17 protein-coding genes are annotated in these 20,458 nt (G+C 67.5%); 9 read left to right on the top strand and 8 right to left on the bottom strand.

Annotated elements, in window-relative coordinates:
• The first annotated feature begins 11 nt into the window (after positions 1-11).
• The 4 genes from KYX69_RS13850 (at position 12) to purH (ending at position 5,438) form a co-directional block, all read left to right on the top strand.
• On the top strand, positions 12-1,292 hold the full coding sequence (locus KYX69_RS13850; RefSeq protein ID WP_300498326.1) for a transcription antitermination factor NusB: 1,281 nt from the start codon (positions 12-14) through the stop codon (positions 1,290-1,292).
• 24 nt (positions 1,293-1,316) lie between these two features.
• On the top strand, positions 1,317-1,976 hold the full coding sequence (gene rpe / locus KYX69_RS13845; protein ID WP_300498324.1) for a ribulose-phosphate 3-epimerase: 660 nt from the start codon (positions 1,317-1,319) through the stop codon (positions 1,974-1,976).
• On the top strand, positions 1,973-3,721 hold the full coding sequence (locus KYX69_RS13840; RefSeq protein ID WP_300498322.1) for a heparinase II/III family protein: 1,749 nt from the start codon (positions 1,973-1,975) through the stop codon (positions 3,719-3,721). The genes rpe and KYX69_RS13840 overlap by 4 nt, the downstream gene beginning before the upstream one ends.
• A gap of 145 nt (positions 3,722-3,866) precedes the next feature.
• Positions 3,867-5,438 (top strand): bifunctional phosphoribosylaminoimidazolecarboxamide formyltransferase/IMP cyclohydrolase, encoded by a 1,572-nt coding sequence (gene purH, locus KYX69_RS13835; RefSeq protein WP_300498320.1) that lies wholly within the window; start codon positions 3,867-3,869, stop codon positions 5,436-5,438.
• A 105-nt stretch (positions 5,439-5,543) separates the two neighbouring features.
• Here the strand turns inward: purH and KYX69_RS13830 are convergent, their stop codons facing one another.
• From KYX69_RS13830 to nadB, 5 genes are all read right to left on the bottom strand, one after another.
• Positions 5,544-7,028, bottom strand: coding sequence for a lipopolysaccharide biosynthesis protein (locus KYX69_RS13830; RefSeq protein ID WP_300498418.1), 1,485 nt, complete (start codon positions 7,026-7,028; stop codon positions 5,544-5,546).
• Between the two features lie 14 nt (positions 7,029-7,042).
• Positions 7,043-8,314, bottom strand: a complete 1,272-nt coding sequence (locus KYX69_RS13825) for a cation:proton antiporter (RefSeq protein ID WP_300498318.1) — start codon at positions 8,312-8,314, stop codon at positions 7,043-7,045.
• A complete protein-coding gene (polA, locus tag KYX69_RS13820) occupies positions 8,311-11,079 on the bottom strand; it encodes a DNA polymerase I (RefSeq protein WP_300498316.1) in 2,769 nt (922 codons plus the stop codon). Before polA ends, KYX69_RS13825 begins: the two co-directional genes overlap by 4 nt.
• Positions 11,080-11,130: 51 nt before the next feature.
• On the bottom strand, positions 11,131-12,264 hold the full coding sequence (gene bla, locus KYX69_RS13815) for a class A beta-lactamase (RefSeq protein WP_300498315.1): 1,134 nt from the start codon (positions 12,262-12,264) through the stop codon (positions 11,131-11,133).
• A 93-nt stretch (positions 12,265-12,357) separates the two neighbouring features.
• Positions 12,358-13,950 carry an L-aspartate oxidase gene (gene nadB / locus KYX69_RS13810; protein ID WP_300498312.1) on the bottom strand — a complete coding sequence of 531 codons (1,593 nt, stop codon included), beginning with the start codon at positions 13,948-13,950 and terminating at the stop codon, positions 12,358-12,360.
• A gap of 246 nt (positions 13,951-14,196) precedes the next feature.
• On the opposite strand from nadB, the gene KYX69_RS13805 reads away from it, so the two are divergent.
• Positions 14,197-15,087: a PHB depolymerase family esterase gene (locus tag KYX69_RS13805; RefSeq protein WP_300498310.1), complete on the top strand. Its 891-nt coding sequence runs from the start codon at positions 14,197-14,199 to the stop codon at positions 15,085-15,087.
• Between the two features lie 296 nt (positions 15,088-15,383).
• Here KYX69_RS13805 and KYX69_RS13800 read toward each other — a convergent pair whose 3' ends face one another.
• Positions 15,384-16,310, bottom strand: coding sequence for an ABC transporter ATP-binding protein (locus KYX69_RS13800; protein ID WP_300498309.1), 927 nt, complete (start codon positions 16,308-16,310; stop codon positions 15,384-15,386).
• A gap of 100 nt (positions 16,311-16,410) precedes the next feature.
• Here KYX69_RS13800 and KYX69_RS13795 point away from each other — a divergent pair, with 100 nt between their 5' ends.
• The 3 genes from KYX69_RS13795 to tldD all read left to right on the top strand — a co-directional run bounded on the left by KYX69_RS13795 (position 16,411) and on the right by tldD (position 18,564).
• On the top strand, positions 16,411-16,719 hold the full coding sequence (locus KYX69_RS13795; RefSeq protein ID WP_300498307.1) for a hypothetical protein: 309 nt from the start codon (positions 16,411-16,413) through the stop codon (positions 16,717-16,719).
• Positions 16,720-16,773: 54 nt separating this feature from the next.
• Positions 16,774-17,004, top strand: a complete 231-nt coding sequence (locus tag KYX69_RS13790) for a zinc-finger domain-containing protein (RefSeq protein ID WP_300498306.1) — start codon at positions 16,774-16,776, stop codon at positions 17,002-17,004.
• A 141-nt stretch (positions 17,005-17,145) separates the two neighbouring features.
• The gene (gene tldD, locus KYX69_RS13785) at positions 17,146-18,564 is read left to right on the top strand and encodes a metalloprotease TldD (RefSeq protein WP_300498304.1); all 1,419 of its coding nucleotides are present in this window, start codon (positions 17,146-17,148) and stop codon (positions 18,562-18,564) included.
• On the opposite strand, the gene KYX69_RS13780 is transcribed toward tldD, so the two are convergent.
• The gene (locus tag KYX69_RS13780; RefSeq protein ID WP_300498302.1) at positions 18,561-19,235 is read right to left on the bottom strand and encodes an HAD family phosphatase; all 675 of its coding nucleotides are present in this window, start codon (positions 19,233-19,235) and stop codon (positions 18,561-18,563) included. The two genes, tldD and KYX69_RS13780, sit on opposite strands and share 4 nt — an antisense overlap.
• Positions 19,232-19,900, bottom strand: coding sequence for a YggS family pyridoxal phosphate-dependent enzyme (locus KYX69_RS13775; protein WP_300498301.1), 669 nt, complete (start codon positions 19,898-19,900; stop codon positions 19,232-19,234). The genes KYX69_RS13780 and KYX69_RS13775 overlap by 4 nt, the downstream gene beginning before the upstream one ends.
• Here KYX69_RS13775 and KYX69_RS13770 point away from each other — a divergent pair.
• Complete coding sequence (locus KYX69_RS13770; protein WP_300498300.1) at positions 19,899-20,447, top strand: thiamine phosphate synthase; 549 nt, start codon at positions 19,899-19,901, stop codon at positions 20,445-20,447. The two genes, KYX69_RS13775 and KYX69_RS13770, sit on opposite strands and share 2 nt — an antisense overlap.
• Positions 20,448-20,458: the final 11 nt, after the last annotated feature.

Genomic DNA, 20,458 nt, shown 5'->3' with positions numbered 1-20,458 from the left:
AGGGGGCGGTGATGCCCCGCCCTACTGGTCATCGCCCGCCGCCCCGTCCCGCCGATCCGCCCGGCACCCCCGCCCGCCGGGCGGCGCTGCGCCTGCTTGATGCCGTGCTGCGCCGTGGCCTTGCGATCGAACAGGCGCTCGATGCCTCGACCCAGGGGCTCGCCCCCTCCGATCGCGGCCTCGCCCACGCCATCGCGGCCGAAGCATTGCGCCGCCTTGTCGATCTGGACGACCTGATCGACAGCGCGACGCGCAACCGCCTGCCCGATGACGCCAAGGCGCGCTTCGTGCTGCGCATCGCGCTGGTTCAGGCATTACGGCTCGGGACCCCGCCGCACGCCGCGATCTCGACCGCGCTGCCGCTGGTCGATGGCGGCCCACGCAAGTTGGTCCATGGCGTGTTCGGCACGCTGATGCGTCAGAACGCCGCCCTCACCGATCCGCCCACGCTGCCCGGCGACGTCTATGCCCGCATCGCCGGCAATTGGGGCGAGCGCGTCGCCGACGCCGCCTGTGCCGCCATCGCCGCCCCGCCCCCGCTCGACCTGACATTGCGCGGCGAAGCCTCCGCCGAGGGTGAAAGCCTGCTCCCCGGCCATGTCCGCGTCGCTGCGGGCACCAGCATTGTCGAGCATGACGGCTTTGCCGAGGGCGACTGGTGGGTCCAGGATATCGCCGCCTCGCTCCCCGCCCGCCTGATCGGCGGCGGCACGGGCCGCGCGCTCGACCTGTGCGCCGCACCGGGCGGCAAGACGCTGCAACTCGCCGCCGCAGGATGGGACGTCACCGCGGTGGATTCTTCGGAAAGTCGTCTGGCGCGACTTCACGAGAATCTCGAACGCACCGGCCTGTCCGCGAAGGTCGTGACCGCCGACCTGCTCAACTGGGAACCGGGGTTCGAGGCCGACGCGGTGCTGCTCGACGCCCCCTGCAGCGCAACCGGCATCTTCCGCCGCCACCCCGATGTGCTCCACCGCGTCCGCCCGCGCCTGATCGCGGAGATGGCCGAGCTTCAGGCACAGCTTCTCCCCCGCGCCGCACGCTGGGTCCGCCCCGGCGGGCTGATGGTCTACGCCACCTGCTCGCTCGAGCCGGCGGAGGGCGAGCAGCAGATCGAGCGGTTCCTGGCGGACCACCCGGACTTCGCCATTGACCCGGTCCTGCCCGACGAACTGCCCGAGGGCGTCACCGCCCATCCGCGCGGCTGGCTGCGCACCCTGCCCGGCATGCTCGCGGAACAGGGCGGGATGGACGGGTTTTTCATGGTGCGCGTGATGCGCGTTGCCGCCTGAATCTGAGGTGATAAAGGAAAGGCCATGAACCCGGTCCGCATCGCCCCGTCCATCCTGTCCGCCGATTTCGCTAAATTGGGCGAGGAAGTGCGCGCGATCGACGCGGCCGGGGCCGACTGGATCCATATCGACGTGATGGACGGCCATTTCGTGCCCAACATCACGATCGGCCCAGCGGTGATCAAGGCGCTGCGTCCGCACAGCGCCAAGCCGTTCGACGTCCATCTGATGATCGCCCCGGTCGATCCGATGCTCGAAGCGTTTGCCGAAGCTGGCGCCGACTGCCTCTCGGTCCATCCCGAAAGCGGCCCGCATCTCCACCGCACGCTCCAGACGATCAAGGCGCTCGGCAAGCGCGCGGGGGTCGTGCTCAACCCGGCCACCCCGGTCGATGTGGTCGATCATGTCATGGACCTGGTCGACCTGATCCTGGTGATGAGCGTCAACCCGGGTTTCGGCGGGCAGAAGTTCATCGAGAGCCAGCTCGCCAAGATTTCCGCCCTGCGCGCCCGCATCGACACCAGCGGCCGCGCGATCGACCTTGAGGTCGATGGCGGCGTCGATCGCAGCAACGCCGCGCGTGTAATCGCTGCGGGCGCGGACGCGCTCGTCGCGGGCACCGCCGCGTTTAAGGGCGGCCCATCGGCCTATGCCGACAATATCGCAGCATTGCGGGCGGGGTGAGCATTGGCGGGGATGAGCCCGCCGACGGGGCGGCCGATGACGGGATCGAGCGGGGCAAGCGGCTCATCCGGGTCGGGGGCGATCGTGGCCTGTCACTCGCCGACCGCATTTCCGAAAAGCTGTTCCGCTTGAGCTGGCGCACCCCGATCCATTCACTGCGCCTCAAGGGGCGGCACCCGCTCAAGCTGATCGCGGTGACCGACGATCCGTTTATGGGCAATCCGGCGCGCGGCAATGCGCTGCTCGATGGCAAATTGATGTTTCGCGGCGAAAGCCATGACGTCGCCACGCTTGATTTCGTGCGCCCCAACTGGTCGGCGGCCTTTGGCGAGCATCTGCACAGCTTCGCCTGGCTGCGCGACCTGTCCACCGTCGCCACCCGGCAACAGGCCGCGCCGATCGCCGAAGGGTTGATGCGCGGCTGGCTGGCGGCGCATGCCGGCAAGGTCGCCGATCCGGCGTGGCGCGCCGACCTGTGGGGCCGTCGCCTGCAATTCTGGACCGCCCACGCGCCGCTGATCCTGTCGAGCACCGACCTCGTCTATCGCTCGCAGGTGCTCCACGCGCTCGCCCGTGGGGCGCGGCACCTCGACCGCGCGGCCGATCGCGCCCCGACTGGCGCACCACGCATCGCCGCCTGGTGCGGCGTGCTCACCGCCGGGCTGATGATCCCCGGCGGCGACCCGCGCCGCTCCTTCGGTGAATCCGGACTATCGCGCGCCATTGCCGGAGCGGTCAGCCGCGACGGCGGCATCACCGGCCGCTCGCCTGCCGCTCTGCTCGACGCGATCCAGCTGCTCACCCTGCTGCGCGAAACCTATGCCGCGCGCCGGCTCGATGCCCCCGGCTTCGTCACGGGCGCGATCGACCGCATGGTCTCAGCGCTGCTGGGCGTCAGCCATGGCGATGGCGGGCTGGCGAGCTGGCAGGGTGGCATCCCGATCCCCGGCGACGTGATCGAACAGACCGTCGCGGCCACCGGCGCGCGCGTCCGCCCGCTGCGCCAGGCGCATGAATGGGGCTATCAGCGCCTCGCCCAGCAGGGGACAGTGCTGATCATGGACGCCGCCCCGCCCCCGATCGCGCGGGTGATGGCGGGTGGCTGTGCCTCGACCCTCGCGTTCGAATTCTCCGACGGAGCCGAGCGGATCGTGGTCAGCTGTGGCGGCGCGCGCGGCGCCGATCTGCGCCTGCCCACCGCCTTGACCGAAGGGCTCCGCACCACCGCCGCCCATTCCACGCTGGTCGTGCGCGACAGCAACTCCACCGCGATCCACCCCGACGGCACGCTCGGGCGCGGCGTGGTCGAGATGGAGCTGAGCCGCAACGAGAGCGATACCGCGAGCCGGATCGAGGCAAGCCATGACGGCTATGTCCGCCGCCACGGCGTGATCCACCGCCGCACCATCGCGCTCGGCACCGACGGGCGCGACGTGCGCGGCGAAGACAGCCTGCTCCCCGCCGCCAAGCGCGGGGGCAAGGGCGGCGCGGTGCCGTTCACCGTCCGCTTCCACTTGCACCCTGCGGTCGAAGCGACCCCGACCGCCGATGGCTCGGGCGCGCTGCTGCGCACCCGCGCCGGCTCGGTCTGGCAGTTCCGCGCACGCGGCGCGGCGCTGGCGATTGAGGAAAGCGTGTGGATCGATGCCAAGGGCATTCCACGTGAAACGCAACAGCTTGTGCTGACCGGCGAGGCGCTAACCGGCGGCTCCAGCGTCTCCTGGCTGTTCCACCGCGCGAGATAGGGCGGCTGAAGCAGGCGGCACCAGCCCGCTCCCCCACCCGGCCACCCATCGAAGATACCTTGAAGTGGGTGGCCGGGTGGGGGAGCGGGCCGGTGCCGCAACTCGGGGCTTGCAGCGCAAGCTCCGACAGGTAAAGCGCCCGGCCATGACCAGCATCACCATCAAGCGCGCCCTCCTCTCGGTTTCCGACAAGACCGGGATCGTCGAACTCGGTCAGGCGCTCGCCGCCAAGGGAGTCGAACTCGTCTCGACCGGCGGCACGTCCAAGGTGCTGCGCGATGCGGGGCTGGAGGTGCGCGACATCTCCGAACTCACCGGTTTCCCCGAGATGATGGACGGCCGCGTCAAGACGCTGCACCCGGTGGTGCATGGCGGCCTGCTCGCGGTGCGCGACGATGAAGGCCATATGGCATCGGCCGCCGACCATGCGATCGGCATGATCGATCTGGTTGTGGTCAACCTCTACCCCTTCGCCCAGACCGTCGCCAAGGGCGCGAGCCGCGACGAGATTATCGAGAATATCGACATTGGCGGCCCCTCGATGGTGCGCTCGGCGGCCAAGAACCACGCCTTCGTCGCGATCGTCACCGATCCCGCCGACTATGCCGTGGTCGCAGCCGGCGAAACCACGCTGGAAGACCGCAAGCGCTTCGCCGCAAAGGCCTATGCCCTGACCGCGCAGTACGACTCGACCATCGCCAGCTGGTTCGCCTTCGCCGATCAGGGCGAGCGGTTCCCCGAAACGCTGCCCCTGGTGTTCAAGCGCGGCGAGGAACTGCGCTATGGCGAAAACCCGCACCAGTCCGCCGCGCTCTACCTCCCCGCCGGCCCCGCCACCCCGGGCATCGCCCAGGCCGAACAGCTGCAGGGCAAGGAACTGAGCTACAATAATTACAACGACGCCGACGCCGCGCTCGAACTGGTCAGCGAATTCCGCGACGGCCCGCCGACCGTGGTCATCGTCAAGCACGCCAACCCGTGCGGCGTCGCCACCGCCGATACACTCGTCGACGCGTACAAGGCGGCGCTCGCCTGCGATTCGGTCTCGGCCTTCGGCGGCATCATCGCGCTCAACCGCCGGCTTGACGCGGAGACGGCAAAGGCGATCACCGACATCTTCACCGAAGTCGTCGTTGCGCCCGGCGCAAGCGACGAGGCCAAGGCGATCTTCGCCGCCAAGAAGAATCTCCGCCTGCTGATCTGCGGCGCCCTGCCCAACCCCGCCCGCCCCGGCCTGATGCTCAAGACCATCGCCGGCGGCGCGCTCGTCCAGTCGCGCGACAATGGCCAGGTGATGCAGGACGCGCTCAAGGTCGTCACCCAGCGCGCGCCCACGAGCCAAGAGCTCGCCGATTGCCTGTTCGCCTGGACCGTCGCCAAGCACGTCAAGTCGAACGCGATCGTCTATGCCAAAGGTGGCAGCACCGCCGGCATCGGCGCGGGCCAGATGAACCGCCTCGAATCCGCGCGCATCGCCGCGTGGAAGGCGAAGGACGCCGCCGACAAGGCCGGGTGGAGCGAAGCGCGCACGATCGGCAGCGCAGTCGCGTCCGACGCCTTCTTCCCCTTCGCCGACGGCCTGCTCGCGGCGGTCGAGGCCGGCGCCACCGCCGTCATCCAGCCCGGCGGATCGATCCGCGACGACGAAGTGATCGCGGCCGCCGACGAAGCAGGGCTCGCGATGGTCTTCACCGGAATGCGTCACTTCCGGCATTGATCTGATCCGCTGACGCGGATGCGGCACCGGCCCGCTCCCCCACCCGGCCACCCATAGCATACTCTGGCCTAGGGTGCCCGGCTGGCGGAGCACGCCGGTGCCGCGTCACACCTTCTCATCCGGCAGGGTCGGTTCGCTCTTCGGCATCTTCTTGAACAGCGCGCGATCCTCCGGTCCGAACGCCCATTTCCCGATCACCGCGAAATAGGCGATGAAGATCGCCGGGACCCCGACCGACAGCTCCAGCCATTCGAGCTCGGGCGGCAGCCGCGTGAATGCCCAGCCAACCGCGCCCGCCACCACGATCGCCGCGACAAAGCCGGGACGCAGGCTGAACACGGCCGCACCGGTCATCCGCGCCAGCATCCAGCATTTGATCGTCGACCCCAAAGCCAGCGTCAGCACCAGCGCAACTGCCGGGCCGACCGCCTGAACATGCACGTCGAGCCCCATCGCGCGCATCTGGAACACCAGCGCAAAGCTCAGCGCCGCCTGGAACCCCAGCAAGAGCATCGACACCATCAGATTGCGGTGCCGCGCCATATAGACCAGCCCCGCTTCTGCCACTGCACCGGGCGTCGCCGCCACCTCCGCCGCGAGCAGGAAGCATAGCGCTCCGGCACCGACCACGAATTGCGGCCCGACCACGCCCATCACGCCTTCGGCCGGAATCCCGCCCATCAACAGCAGCGCGGCCTGCAACGTGATGATCCAGAAACCGACCTGCTTGACCTGATTGGCGATGGCGATGCGGTTGCCCGCGGCCAGATTGCGCGCGATCACCGGCCCCAGCACCGGGTCGAAACTGGTCTTGAGCTTTTGCGGGATCGAGGAAACCTGCTGCGCCATATAATAAATGCCGACGATCGCCGGCGGAAACAGCAGGCCCAGGATGAAGCGGTCGATATTGCGCGACCCCCATTCCAGCGCATCCGCCCCGGCCAGCGGCATGTTGCGCCGGGCCAGCTGCAGCAGCGGCGTCACGCGCGGCGACCAGCCATGCGGCAGGCCATAGCTGCGGATGAACGGGACCAGGCTCGCCACCAAAGCCGCCGCCATCGACAGCACATAGGCGATGATGAGGCCATCGCGCGCCGACACATAGTAAAGCACCCAGGCTGCAATGCTGATCGTCCACGGCTCGACGATCGCACGCGCGGTCACCGTCGCCTTCACATTATGGCGATAGGCCAGCGCAGCGAGGCTGACATCGGACCACGCAATCGCGAACACGATCACCGCCAGATAGCGGTCGAGCCCCGTCGTCCCGCTATTGGGGAACATCAGGTCCGGGTAGATAAACAGCACCGCGCTCGCCAGCATCGAGACAACGAACGCCACCACCATCCCGTCCCACACGACATGCGCATGCGGCCGGTCGGTCGACGCCAGCGCCTGCGCCAGCCCACGCTTGAGGCCGAGCGTCGCGAGCAACGCCGCCAGCTCGACCACCACCACGGCCAGCGCGAACCGCCCCACCGTCTCCGCGCCATAGAGCCGCCCGGCAATGAACAGGAACGGCAACCGCGCGAGCAAGCGCAGGAAAAAGCCGAAGATATTGGTCCGCCCGCCCTTGGCGAGCGCGTTCATATCGTCATTCGGCTTCACGCGACGCGCGCCCGACCGCGCTCAAGCAGCCGCATTGCCGGGGTCGCGGTCGTCCCGTGCAGCAGAATCGAAATCAGGATCACCACACCCAGCGCGCCCCACAGGCGCACCGGCTCCTCAAACTGGCCATGGTTGATCCCGTACGCGAAGTAAAAGACCGACCCCAGCCCGCGAATGCCGAAAAAGGCGATCACTGGCCGCTCGAACGGTGCAAGCCGGCAGCCGGCCAGCGCGATCCAGCCGGCCAGCGGCCGCACGATGAAGATCGCGACCAGCGCAAAGCCGAGCTCCGCCCAACCGATCATCGCGAACAATCCCCCTGCGCTCAGCATCCCGCCGAACATGACGAGCAGCGCCATCATCAGCAACCGTTCGGTCTCGTCGGCAAAATCATGCATCCGCGCATTGAAATCGCTGCCCTTGGCCGCGCGCCGCAGCATCAGCCCCGCAACGAACACCGCCAGAAAGCCATAGCCATGCGCCAGCTCGGTCACCGCATAAATTGTCAGCGTCGCGCCGAGCGCGACAAAGCCATCGCCGGTGCGCGATAACTTGGTGTCGGCGGGCAGGCGATAGATGATCTTGCCCAGCGCCCAGCCCCCGGCCCAGCCCAGCGCCAGTCCAACGGCAAGGCGAATGACCACCGCATCCAGCGCCCAGGACGCCAGGTTGGAGACGGCCCACCCACCTGCCGCGACAGCGATGGCAAGATGCACGAACGGAAAGGCCAGCGCGTCGTTCAGCCCGGCCTCTGACGTCAGCGCGAACCGTGCCTCATCGTCGCTCGCCGATCCCGGCTCCTCGATCTGCACGTCCGACGCGAGCACCGGATCGGTCGGGGCAAGCGACGCGGCGAGCAGCAGCGCCGTCGCCACCCCGATGCCGAGCAGCGCCTGGCCGGCAAAGGTCAGCGCCAGGATGGTCAGCGGCATCGCGATCGCAAGCAGGCGTACGCACAACCGCCAATTGGCCCAGTTCAGCGCCCGATCGATCTTCAACCCCGCCCCCATCAGCGAAACGATGACGATCAGCTCAGCCGCCTTCTCCACCAGAAACGGGCTCTCGATCGGGTGCAGCGCGAACGGCGCGAAGCGCTCGAACGAAAACACCAGCGCGCCGACTCCGACGCACAGGATCGGCAGCGACAGCGGCGCCTTTTCCAGCAGCAGCGGGACCCATGCGACCATCAGGATCAGCACGCCCGCGCCCAGCAGCAGCGGGATGTACAGGTCGATCAGCGGCGCAAGGCTGGCCCCCGCTGCGGTCAATGCGCTGCGCCCCAACTCGGACCCGTGCCGATTTCCACGCCCAGCGGCACGGTCAGCGTGATCGCCGGCTCGGCTGCGGTCTCCATCACCCGGCGGATCACCGCCGACGCCGCGTCGACATCGCCTTCGGGCAGTTCGAACACCAGCTCGTCATGCACCTGCAGCAGCATGCGGACATTGGGCAGCCCTGCCTCCAGCAGCGCCGGCCCCATCCGCGCCATTGCGCGCTTGATGATGTCGGCGCTGGTCCCCTGAATCGGCGCGTTGATCGCCGCACGCTCGCTCCCCGCGCGCTCATTCTGGTTGGGCGCGTTGATCCGGGTGAAGTGCGTCTTCCGCCCGAACAGCGTGGTGGTGTAGCCGCGCGCCTTCGCCTCGTTCAGCGTGTCGGCGATGTAGCGGCTGATCCCGGGGAAGCTCTGGAAATAGCGGTCGATCATCCCCTGCGCCTCGTCCGGCGTGACGTCGAGCCGCCCGGCCAGCCCCCAGCGGCTGATGCCGTAGAGGATCGCGAAGTTGATCGTCTTCGCCCGCCCGCGCGTGTCGCGATTGACCTCGCCGAACAGCTCCATCGCGGTGCGGTTGTGAATATCCTCGCCCTGCTCGAACGCCTCGCGCAGCGCGGGGACATCGGCGATATGCGCCGCCAACCGCAATTCGATCTGCGAATAGTCGGCGGACAGGATGACATTGCCCGGCTCGGCGACGAACGCGTCGCGGATCTGCCGCCCCACTTCGGTGCGGATCGGGATATTCTGCAAATTCGGGTCGGTCGATGACAGCCGCCCGGTCTGCGCGCCGGTCAGCGAGTAGCTGGTATGCACGCGGCCCGTCGCCGGGTTGATCTGCGCCTGCAACGCGTCGGTATAGGTGGATTTGAGCTTCGACAGCTGGCGCCAATCGAGCACCTTCAGCACCATCTCGCGCCCCGGCGAATCCTTGTCCGCCGCGATCCGCTCCAGCTCGTTGACGTCGGTCGAATAGACGCCCGACTTGCCCTTGCGCCCGCCCTTGATCCCCATCTTGTCGAACAGCACGTCGCCCAGCTGCTTGGGACTGCCGATGGTGAACTTGAACCCGGCAATCGCGTGGATTTCCTCCTCCAGCCGGGCGATCTGCTTGGAAAAGTCGTCCGACAGCCGCGCGAGCACCCCGGCATCGACCTTGATGCCTGCCAGCTCCATGTCCGCGATCACCCGCACCAGCGGCCGGTCCACCATCTCGTACACCCGCGTCGCGCCCTCATAGGCCAGCCGGGGCTTCAACCGCCGCCACAGCCGCAGCGTCACATCGGCATCCTCGGCGGCATAGCGCGTCGCGACTTTCAGATCGACTTCAGCGAACCCGATCTGCTTCTTGCCGCTGCCCGTCACGTCCTTGTACGCGATGCAGCTATGCGCGAGATGCGTCGCCGCCAGCTCGTCCATCCCATGCCCGTGCAACCCGGCATCGAGGTCGAAGCTCATCACGATCGTATCGTCGAACGGCGCGACCTGGATCCCCAGCCGCGACAGGATGATCAGGTCGTACTTCAGATTATGCCCGATCTTGAGCACCGCCGGATCCTCCAGCAGCGGCTTGAGCTTCGCCAGCACCGTCGCCCGGTCGAGCTGCACCGGCTTCTCCGCGAACATGTCGGTCCCGCCATGTCCAATCGGAATGTAGCAGGCAAGATTGGGGTGCAGCGCCAGGCTGACCCCGACCAGCTCGGCCCGCGTCGCATCGGTGCCGGTCGTCTCGGTATCGACCGCGACCCAGCCCTGATGCCGCGCGACGGTGATCCAGCGGTCGAGCGCCGCCTCATCCACTACTGTCTCATAGCCATCATGGTCGCACGGCGGATCGGGCTCCAGCCCGGGAACCTCATGCGTCTCGACCGGCGCATCCGCGACCGAACTCGCCTCGCTGCCCAACCGCGCGAGCAGCGTCTTGAACCCGTGATGCTCCAGAAACGCGCGCAGCGGCGCGTCCGGGATTCCATCGAGCACAAAGGAATCCAGCGGTTCGGGCAGCGGCACATCCTCGGCCAGCGCGACCAGCTTGCGCGACAACCGCGCCATATCGGCATGCTCGATCAGATTATCGCGCAGCTTGCCCTTCTTCATGTCGGGCGCGGCGGCCAGCACCGCCTCGACATCGCCATGCTCCAGGATCAGCTTCGCCGCGGTCTTCGGCCCCACCCCCGGCACACCCGGCACATTGTCGACGCTGTCGCCCATCAGCGCCAGTACTTCGCCCAATTTGTCCGGTCCCACCCCGAACTTCTCGACCACCGCCTCCGGCCCCATGCGCCGGTCCTTCATCGTGTCGAGCATGTCGATGCCCGGCTCGGTCAGCAGCTGCATCAGATCCTTGTCGGAACTGACGATCGTCACCTGCCACCCCTGCGCCAGCGCCGCCTTGGAATAGCTCGCGATCAAGTCGTCCGCCTCCCAGCCCAGCTCCTCGATGCACGGCAGGCTGAAGGCGCGGGTCGCGTCGCGGATCATCGGGAATTGCGGGCGCAGATCCTCGGGCGCGGGTGGGCGATGCGCCTTATACTGGTCATAAAGTTCGTTGCGGAACGTCTGCTCGCTCTTGTCGAGGATCACCGCCAGATGCGTCGGCCCCTCGGCCTTGTGCAGCTCGCTCGCCAGCTTCCACAACATCGACACATAGCCATAGACCGCCCCGGCTGGCTCACCATGTTTGTTGGTCAGCTTGGGCAGCACATGATAGGCGCGGAAGATAAAGCTCGAGCCGTCGACGAGATAGAGATGGGGCATCGCGACGGCTTAGCAGCGCGAAACCGCTCGGGCGAGTGCTAACCCTCAGCGTTAGCGGTGGTTCGCAACCACGCTCGCCACCACCGCCTGCATCAGCTGCTGGCGCTCGCGCACCGGGCGCGGGGTGTCACCGATCATCACCGCAACCGAATAGGCCTTGCCATCGGGCGCGGTCAGAATGCCGATATCGTTGAAGCCCGCCGTGCGCCCGCCCAGATCCTGCCCGGTCCCGGTCTTGTGCGCCAGCGTCCAGCCCGCCGGCACCGCAGCGCGCAACCGCGCCTTGCCCGTGCGCGTGCCCGACATCACGTTGGTCAGGAAATTGGTCGAGGATGCCGACAGCAGCTCGCCGGCCTTGAGCCGCGCCAGCGCCAGCGCGATCGCCGACGGCGCCGCGCCATCGACCGGATCGGCAACATAGGAGTCGAACGCCGCGCGCCGCACGGTCGGGGGCAATGCCGCGCGGGCCCGCTGGAACTCGCCCGCCATCGAATAACGCTGGTCCCAGCGCAGGCCGGCCGTGCCTGCCTGCAGCAACCGCTCGCCCGGGCCGAAGCGAATCTCACCGAGCCCGCGATCCGCGATGAACGCGCGCACCGCCTGCGGCCCGCCGACCAGGGTCAGCAACCGGTCATTGGCGGTATTGTCGCTCTGTTGCATCGCGCGCAGCAGCAATTCGCGCACCGTGGTGCGATACACACCGTCGCGCACCACCAGCGACGCGATCGGCTGGTGGAACAGTGTCAGATGCTCGCGCGTCAGCTCGACCGGATCGTCGAGCGTCAGCTTGCCCTTGTCGCGCGCGTCGAGCACGGTCATCGCGACCCATAATTTGCTTACGCTCTGCTGCGGCATGCGGCGGTCGCCATTGGCATCGACCTGCCAGCCCCATTCAAGGCTGCGCACCGAAATACCGACCACCCCACCGAAATCGCGCGCGAGCGCGTCGACCGTCGCGGTCAGTGCGGCGGGGGCAGGAAAGACGGGCAGCGGCTTGGGTGCCTCCGGGATCGGCATGCTCACGCGGTAGCTGGCGGGCGTCAGATCCTTGGGCAAATCGTCGCGATGCACGCCCGCGCCGATCAGCAATACGGGCGCAAGCCCCGCCAATGTCATTGCCCGCTGAAGAATTGTAAACTCCTGCATCCCCAACACGATGGTCCGCCCCTTGCCCAAAGCGATCATGCGGCGTCGCGACACCCTGGCCAAGAGCCTATGGTGGCATCTGCGACGAATGCGCGGATTATGACGGCAAAGCGTGAAGATTCAGCCAAAAAATCACGGGACCAATACGGTGTCCTGCGCATTCTTGTCCGTTTCCGGGAAATCCAGCGTGTAATGCAGCCCCCGGCTTTCGCGCCGGTGCAGCGCCGATCGCACGATCAGCTCGGCCGATTGCAACAGGTTGCGCAGCTCGATCAGGTCGGGCGTCACGCGGAAATGGCCGTAATAGTCGGCGACTTCCTCGTTCAGCAGCTTGATGCGGTGCGCCGCGCGCTCCAGCCTTTTGGTGGTGCGCACGATGCCGACATAATTCCACATGAACCGGCGGATCTCGGTCCAGTTCTGCTTGATCACCACCTCTTCGTCAGAATCGGTAACGCGGCTTTCGTCCCATGGCCGGATCGGCGGCGGCGCTGGCAAGTCGTCCCAGTTCGCCGCGATATGCCGCGCCGCGGCCTCGCCAAACACGAAACATTCGAGCAGCGAGTTGCTGGCCAGCCGGTTCGCGCCATGCAACCCGCTCTCACTGCACTCACCCGCGGCATAGAGTCCGGGCAAATCGGTGCGCCCGTCCAGATCGATGACGATCCCGCCGCAGGTATAATGCTGCGCCGGCACCACCGGGATCGGTCCCGTGGTCATGTCGATGCCCAGGCCAATCAGCTTGTCGTAGATGTTCGGGAAATGCCCCTTCACGAACTCTGCGGGCATATGGCTGATGTCGAGATGGACATAGTCGAGGCCATCGCGCTTGATCTCCGCATCGATCGCGCGCGCCACCACGTCGCGCGGGGCCAGCTCCATCCGCTCGGGATCGTAATCCGCCATGAAGCGCTTGCCGGTCTGCGGGTTGATCAACCGCCCGCCTTCGCCGCGCACCGCTTCGGTGATCAGGAAATTCTTGACGTCAAGGTGATAGAGGCAGGTCGGGTGGAACTGCATCATTTCCATGTTCGAGATGCGGCATCCCGCGCGCCACGCCATCGCGATCCCGTCCCCCGTCGCCCCCTTGGGCGCGGTGGAGAACAAATAGGTCCGCCCCGCGCCGCCGGTCGCCAGCACCGTCGCATTGGCGGTGAACAGCTCGACCCGCCCGGTCGCGCGGTTGACGGCATAGACGCCCCACACCTTGCCCGCGCCCGAATAGCGCAGCTCGTGGCGGCTGGTGGCCAGGTCGATCGCGACCATGTCGGGAACCAGGGTGATGTTGGGATGCGCCTGCGCCGCGCGGATCAGCGCGACTTGAACCGCCCAGCCGGTGGCGTCATCGACATGAACGATCCGACGGGCGCTATGCCCGCCCTCGCGCGTCAGATGCAGGGCATTGCCGTCCATGTTGAACGGAACGCCCAGCTCGACCAGCCGCTGGATCGCGGCGGGCGCATTCTCGACCACCATCTCGACGGTCGCCCGGTCGTTCAGCCCGGCGCCGGCGATCATCGTATCCTCGATATGCGCCTCGAACGTGTCGCCCGGCTCCAGCACGGCGGCAATCCCGCCCTGCGCCCAGGCGGTCGATCCCTCGTCCAGCCCGCCCTTGGCCAGCACCGTCACCTTGAACCGTTCGGCCAGATTGAGCGCGGCGGTCAGCCCGGCGGCGCCCGATCCGATGACAAGCACGTCGCACTGATGGGGGTCGTGAGCCAATTCCGTTCCTTCGCGCACCGATGGCGGGTGAGCCGCTATGCGACAAAGCGCGGCGAATTCAAACCGCGCCAAACTTCGCCGCACCCCAACCACATATTGTCACCCCGGCCTTGTGCCGGGGTCCACTGCGCGGCAAGCGTGGGACAAGAGGGTCCAGCCCCGGATGCTTGGCACCGTGGACCCCGGCACAAGGCCGGGGTGACCAGCTTGGTTATGGGCTGAATTGCCCGTCGTTGGAGATGTAGTTTGCGCCTGATCCTCGCCGCCGCCGCCCTGTTCGCCGCGACCGCGCCCGCTCTCGCAGCCCCGGCCTGCCCGGTCGCCCCCGGCACCACGGCACGGGTGACGGTCGGCGATACCGGGCGCACAATGCTGCTCCACGTCCCGGCGAGCGCGACCGCGGGCCGCCTCCCGCTCGTCTTCGCCCTGCACGGCAGCGGCGGCGATGGCGCCGCGATCCTCACACAATCGAAGCTGGAGGGAAGCAGCGACCGCCACGGCTTCCTCGTCGCCGCGCCCGATGCCGGCATCCCGGTCGAGCGCGGCTTTGTCTGGAACATCCCCGGCGTCCCCACCGTCACCGGCAAGGTACCCGGGCCGGGCGATGCCGATGACGTCGCGTTCCTCAAGACCGCAATCGACTGGCTCGCGGCAAGCGGGTGCGCCGACCGCAAGCGCGTCTATGCCACCGGCCTCTCGGGCGGCGGGCGCATGACGTCATGGCTCGGCTGTGTCGCGTCCGACCGCTTCGCCGCGATCGCCCCGGTGGTGGGCCTGCGCGCGGGCAACCCGCTGGCGAGCGACAAGACCCGCCCCGACCCCGCTACCTGCACCCCCAAACACCCGATGCCGGTGATCGCCTTTGCCGGTGATGCCGATGGCACCAACCCGGTACAGGGCGGCGGCGCGGGCTATTGGCAGTACACGATGGAGGCCGCCGAAGCGCGCTGGGCCGCACTCAACGGCTGCACCGCCGGCCCGCTGCGCCGCGACCTCGCCGCCAATCTCTACGAGCGGCTCCACACGCGCTGCCGGGCGCAGGCCGAGGTCGCCGCGCACATCCTGCGCGGCGGCGGCCATGTCTGGACCGCCGACAATGACGCCATGTGGCGCTTCTTCGCCCGCTACCGGCGGTAGAACATCGCGCTAATCGGATTCACCCTCCGTTTGTGCTGAGCTTGTCGAAGCACCGTGCTTGCGCTCACGAACGCGCGACCCGGGCCCTTCGTTAAGCTCAGGGCAAACGGACGTAGAGCGTCCAGCTTTGCGCGGCACAAGCCAGAATCCGCTTTCCTACAGACCCCCATCCGGCATATCTGGATGGTCCGATGAGAAACCCGGACGCCCACCCCCACCCGACCGCCGCCATGCGCGGCCAACCGCCCCGCGCAAATCGACGCCGACAGTGTAAAGCTAGTGTAAACTTCCGCGCGTCAGGCCGCGTTCGCCGCCCGTGTCAGGCTCAGGAACACGTCTTCAAGGTCTGCCTCGCGCGTGCTGACGTCAACGATCCCGAACCCCGCCGCCTGCACCGCGCCCAGCACTTCGCCGGCATTCGCGCGGTCCTTGCGATAGGTGATGACCAACGTCCGCTCGCCCTTGGCCTCGATCCTCTGGAAACAGCCATTGGCGGGCAGGTCGACGATGTCGCGATCGACCACCACCTCGACCGCCTTTTCCTGAGTCTTGCCGACCAGCTCGCGGGTCGGTTCGTTGGCGATCAGCTTGCCGTGGTTGATGATCGCGATGCGATCGCACAGCTCTTCGGCCTCCTCCAGATAGTGCGTTGTCAGCACCACCGTCACGCCCTGCTCGTTAAGCGTGCGGACATAGGCCCAGAGCTGCTGGCGCAGTTCGATATCGACGCCCGCAGTCGGCTCGTCGAGCACCAGCACCGGCGGCGAATGCACCATCGCCTTCGCCACCATCAGCCGCCGCTTCATGCCGCCCGACAAGGTGCGCGAATAGGCGCGCGCCTTGTCCTCCAAATGCACCGCGCGCAGCAGTTCCATCGACCGCCGCTTGGCTTTCGGCACACCATACAGCCCGGCCTGGATCTCCAGCGTCTCGACCGGGGTGAAGAACGGGTCGAACATGATCTCCTGATTGACGATCCCGATCGCGCGCTTGGCGTTGCGCGGGCTCGAGTCGATGTCGAACCCCCAGATCCGCGCCGTGCCGCCGGTCTTGTTGACCAGCCCGGCGAGGATATTGATCAGCGTCGACTTGCCCGCGCCATTCGGCCCCAACAGCCCAAAAATCTGCCCGCGCGGGACGCTGAAGGTCACGTTGTCGAGGGCCTGTTTGCCCCCCGAATAGACCTTGGAAAGGCCGTCGATCTCGATCGCCGCGTCGCTCATCCCGCGGAAGTGGGACGATGCGCGGCGAATGGCAAGCGAAAGACGTTGCCAAGACCGGACGCACGGCACAGGCTGCGCAGCCATCAGGGGAGGAACACCGATGCTCATCACCCACGCACTCGCGCTTGCCATGGTTCAGGCCACCCCGACACCCGCCGACCAGGCGGACGCCAAATGCGTGTTCGCGATGACGATGCTGGGCGAAAGCGCATCTGCGTCCGACAAGCAGGGACTCGACATGACGATGAGCTTTTTCCTCGGCAAGATCGTCGGGCGCAGCGGAGCGGCGATGCTCGGTCCGGCGATGGAGGCAGTCGCAGAGTCGATGCAGGCCGGCGGTGTAGAAGGGGCAGCCAAGCTCGCCGAACGCTGTGCGGACGAGTTTGAGCGCGCTACCGGGACGATGTGAACATCACTGCACAGCGTGATTGCCCGACCCCGCGCGCTTTGCTAACCGCATCCCATGATCGCGCCGCCCGAAATCACCCGCGTCACCACCGCCCGCGTCGCCTGTGACGGCGCGCATGCCGGTATCCCCGCCGCGCTCGGCCATCCGCGCGTGTTTCTGCAGATCGACGAGCATGGCTATGTCGATTGCGGCTATTGCGACCGCCGCTTCGTGCTGATCGGCGGCCCCGCCGATGGCGCCGACCAGTCGCAATTGCCCGACCACCCGGCTGGCGCGAGTCTCTAAGTTTCTAGGCGGCACCGGCCCGCTCCCCCACCCGGCCACCCCGCGGTAGCATGATATGGGTGGCCGGGTGGGGGAGCGGGCCGGTGCGGCAAAATGCGCAACGCGCATTTTCAAAGAACCTGATCCGCCTATATTGAGGGGATGTACAGCGATCCCCGAGGCTTCCTCTACCGCGACGGCTTCGACGCCGACGCCGCGCAGCGCCTGACCGCATCGATCCTCGCCACCGCCGAGGATGGCGAGCTTTACCTCCAATACCGCAAGTCGGAGGCGTTCGGCTTCGACGACGGGCGGCTCAAGACCGCGTCGTACAACACCGACTCGGGCTTCGGCCTGCGCGCGGTGAGCGGCGAGACCACCGCCTTTGCCCATGCGAACGAGATCAGCGACGCCGCGATCCGCCGCGCGGGTGAGACGATGGCGCTGATCGATCCGGCGACCGGACCCAAGGCGGCGGCCCCGGCGCGCACCAACCGCCACCTCTACACCGATGCCGACCCGCTCGACCTGGTCCCCTTCGCCGACAAGGTGAACCTCTGCCAGACGATCGACGCCGCCGCCCGCGCCCGCGACTCGCGCGTGGTGCAGGTGTCGGTCAGCCTGCTCGGATCGTGGAGCGTGGTCGAGATCGTCCGTCCGGACGGCTTCATCGCCACCGATATCCGCCCGCTGGTTCGCCTCAACGTCAGCATCGTGGTCGAATCCAACGGGCGCCGTGAGACCGGCAGCTTCGGCACCGGCGGCCGCGCGCTCTACGATCGGCTGATGCAACCCGAAACCTGGAACCGCGCGATCGACGAGGCGCTGGCGCAGGCTTTGGTCAATCTCGACGCGGTCGATGCTCCGGCGGGGGAGATGACCGTGCTGCTCGGCCCGGGCTGGCCCGGTATCCTGCTGCACGAAGCGATCGGCCATGGGCTTGAGGGCGACTTCAACCGCAAGGGCACCAGCGCCTTTTCCGGCCGCATTGGCGAGCGCGTTGCCGCGCCCGGCGTCACCGTGGTCGATGACGGGTCGATCATGGACCGCCGCGGATCGCTGTCGATCGACGACGAAGGCACGCCAACACGCGAAACCGTGCTGATCGAGGACGGCATCCTGCGCGGCTATATGCAGGATCGCATGAACGCGCGGCTGATGGGGGTCGAACCGACCGGCAATGGCCGCCGCGAGAGCTTCCAGCACGCCCCGATGCCACGCATGACCAACACCTTCATGAAGGGTGGCCAGGACGATCCCGCCGAATTACTGAGCCGGGTGAAGAAGGGCATTTTCGCCAAGAGCTTCGGCGGCGGTCAGGTCGACATTGTCTCGGGCAAGTTCGTGTTCAGTTGCACCGAGGCCTACAAGATCGAAAACGGCAAGCTCGGTGCCCCGATCAAGGGCGCAACCCTGATCGGCGACGGGCCAACCAGCCTGACCCGGGTGATCGGGATCGGCAATGATTTCGCGCTCGATGAGGGCATCGGTATGTGCGGCAAGGGCGGCCAGTCGGTGCCAGCCGGCGTGGGCCAGCCAACGCTGCTGCTCGACGGACTGACCGTCGGCGGGACCGCCTAAGCCAGCAGCCGCGCGACTTCGGTAAAGTCGTGCGCGATGTCGTGGACGCCCAGCGCGCGCAGGCGACTGGCGTGGTCCGGGCCGCAATGATTGCCGGCACACAGGCCGATGACATGCGCGCCGGAAGCTACCGCTCCAGTCGCCCCCACCGGTGAATCCTCGAGAATCGCACAGCGTTCGATGGACACGCCAAGCTGCGCGGCGGCGTGAAGGTAGATATCCGGCGCCGGTTTGCCCCGCGCGACATGCTCGCGCCCGCTGAAGATACGGCCATCGAATGCGTCGCGGATGCCGAGATGGTCGAGATGTGTCCCGATCCAGTGGCTGTTGCTCGACGAGGCAATGGCGCGCGGCAGATCGTCGGGCAACGCGCGGACGAACGCAATCGCCCCGGCCACCTCGGCCACGCCTTCTGCCAGCGCGCGGCGATTCTCGGCCTCGCGCGCGTCGTGGAAGTCTGCGGGCAATGTGCGCCCGATCCACGACTCGATTGCCTCGATGAACTCGCGCCCGGCGAGGCCCATGAAGTTCGCCATCGAGTCTTCCGGACTGGTCGGATGGCCGATTGCGGTCAGATACTCGGCGATGTGCCGATTGCCCTCAAACTCGCTTTCGAGCAGCACGCCGTCGAAATCGAAGATCAGTGCATCAAATCGGACCGGCAGGCTCATGCGCGTGCTCCGAACAAGGCCGTCCCGACGCGGACATGGGTTGCGCCGATCGTCACCGCGACCTCGAAATCGTCCGACATGCCGATGCTGAGGCCCTCCAGCGCGGCCTCACGCGCCAGCTTGGCTAGCAAGGCGAAATAGGGGGCCGAGTCGACGCCCACCGGCGGCACCGCCATCAGCCCGGCGATCGGCAGGCCAGCCGCCTGCGCCTCAGCCAGCAGCGCGGGCAGCTCGGCAACGGCGACCCCACCCTTTTGCGGCTCGTCACCGATATTGACCTGAATGAAGCAATCGGGACGCTTGCCGCTCTCCGCCATCGCCTTGGCCAATGCAGCGATCAGCGACGGGCGGTCGACCGAGTGGATCGCGTCGAACAGCGCCACCGCATCCGCTGCCTTGTTCGACTGAAGCTGACCAACCAGGTGCAGGCGGATATCGGGATGCGCGACCTTGAGCGCGGGCCATTTCGCTGCCGCCTCCTGCACCCGATTTTCGCCGAACACGCGCTGGCCGGCGTCGATCAGTGGCTGGATCGCGTCAGCGTCATGCGTCTTGGACACGGCGATGAGCGTCACATCATCAACGCGGCGGCCAGCGATCTTTGCCGCATGGGCAATCCGCGACTGGATATCGGCGAGGCGGGAGGAGGCGGTTTCGGCGGACATGATCGGCGCTATAGGTGGCACGATGCCGCGCCGCCACCCCCACCCTGCCCGCTTGCCGCGCCGCTGGCTGATGACCGACGAGCGACTTGGCGAGGCGCTATGGGCGGCGATCGACGCATTGCCGCGGGGGTCGGGCATCGTCTTCCGCCACTACGTCACTGCGCCCCAGGCGCGACGCGCGCTGTTCGAACGCGTGCGTCGATATGCGTGCCGAAGGAGGCTGGTGCTGGTCGTGGCCGGCCCACCGCTGGGTCGCGGTGCCATCCAGCGCCATGGTCGTCACCGCGACGTCCTGACCGCGCCCGTCCATTCGCGGACTGAAGCGATCGCGGCAAAACGGGCCGGCGCAGCGCTGCTGTTCGTGTCGCCGGTCTATCCCACCCGCTCGCACCCCGGCGCGCCGTCGCTCGGCCCGGTGCGATTCGGGCTGATGATTCGTGGACTCAAGCTACCGGTGATCGCTCTGGGCGGGATGGACGAGAACCGTTGGCGCGCGCTCCGCCTCATCGGTGCCTATGGATGGGCCGGGATCGACGCCTGGGCCTAAGCCGGCTCAGC

Origin of the sequence: Sphingomonas sp., assembly GCF_030145815.1 — a bacterium.
Lineage (GTDB): Bacteria > Pseudomonadota > Alphaproteobacteria > Sphingomonadales > Sphingomonadaceae > Sphingomonas.
The sequence above is the reverse complement of the archived record's forward strand: the minus strand, read 5'-3'. Positions and strand labels throughout refer to the sequence as shown.

Bases quoted from the DNA above. Each gene is read 5' to 3' on its own strand.
- tldD (WP_300498304.1), top strand. From the start codon at position 17,146: ATGTACAGCGATCCCCGAGGCTTCCTCTACCGCGACGGCTTCGACGCC.
- bla (WP_300498315.1), bottom strand. From the start codon at position 12,264: ATGATCGCTTTGGGCAAGGGGCGGACCATCGTGTTGGGGATGCAGGAG.
- KYX69_RS13850 (WP_300498326.1), top strand. From the start codon at position 12: ATGCCCCGCCCTACTGGTCATCGCCCGCCGCCCCGTCCCGCCGATCCG.
- KYX69_RS13800 (WP_300498309.1), bottom strand. From the start codon at position 16,310: ATGAGCGACGCGGCGATCGAGATCGACGGCCTTTCCAAGGTCTATTCG.
- KYX69_RS13830 (WP_300498418.1), bottom strand. From the start codon at position 7,028: ATGAACGCGCTCGCCAAGGGCGGGCGGACCAATATCTTCGGCTTTTTC.
- purH (WP_300498320.1), top strand. From the start codon at position 3,867: ATGACCAGCATCACCATCAAGCGCGCCCTCCTCTCGGTTTCCGACAAG.
- KYX69_RS13780 (WP_300498302.1), bottom strand. From the start codon at position 19,235: ATGAGCCTGCCGGTCCGATTTGATGCACTGATCTTCGATTTCGACGGC.
- KYX69_RS13795 (WP_300498307.1), top strand. From the start codon at position 16,411: ATGCTCATCACCCACGCACTCGCGCTTGCCATGGTTCAGGCCACCCCG.
- KYX69_RS13790 (WP_300498306.1), top strand. From the start codon at position 16,774: ATGATCGCGCCGCCCGAAATCACCCGCGTCACCACCGCCCGCGTCGCC.
- KYX69_RS13775 (WP_300498301.1), bottom strand. From the start codon at position 19,900: ATGTCCGCCGAAACCGCCTCCTCCCGCCTCGCCGATATCCAGTCGCGG.
- rpe (WP_300498324.1), top strand. From the start codon at position 1,317: ATGAACCCGGTCCGCATCGCCCCGTCCATCCTGTCCGCCGATTTCGCT.
- KYX69_RS13770 (WP_300498300.1), top strand. From the start codon at position 19,899: ATGATCGGCGCTATAGGTGGCACGATGCCGCGCCGCCACCCCCACCCT.
- polA (WP_300498316.1), bottom strand. From the start codon at position 11,079: ATGCCCCATCTCTATCTCGTCGACGGCTCGAGCTTTATCTTCCGCGCC.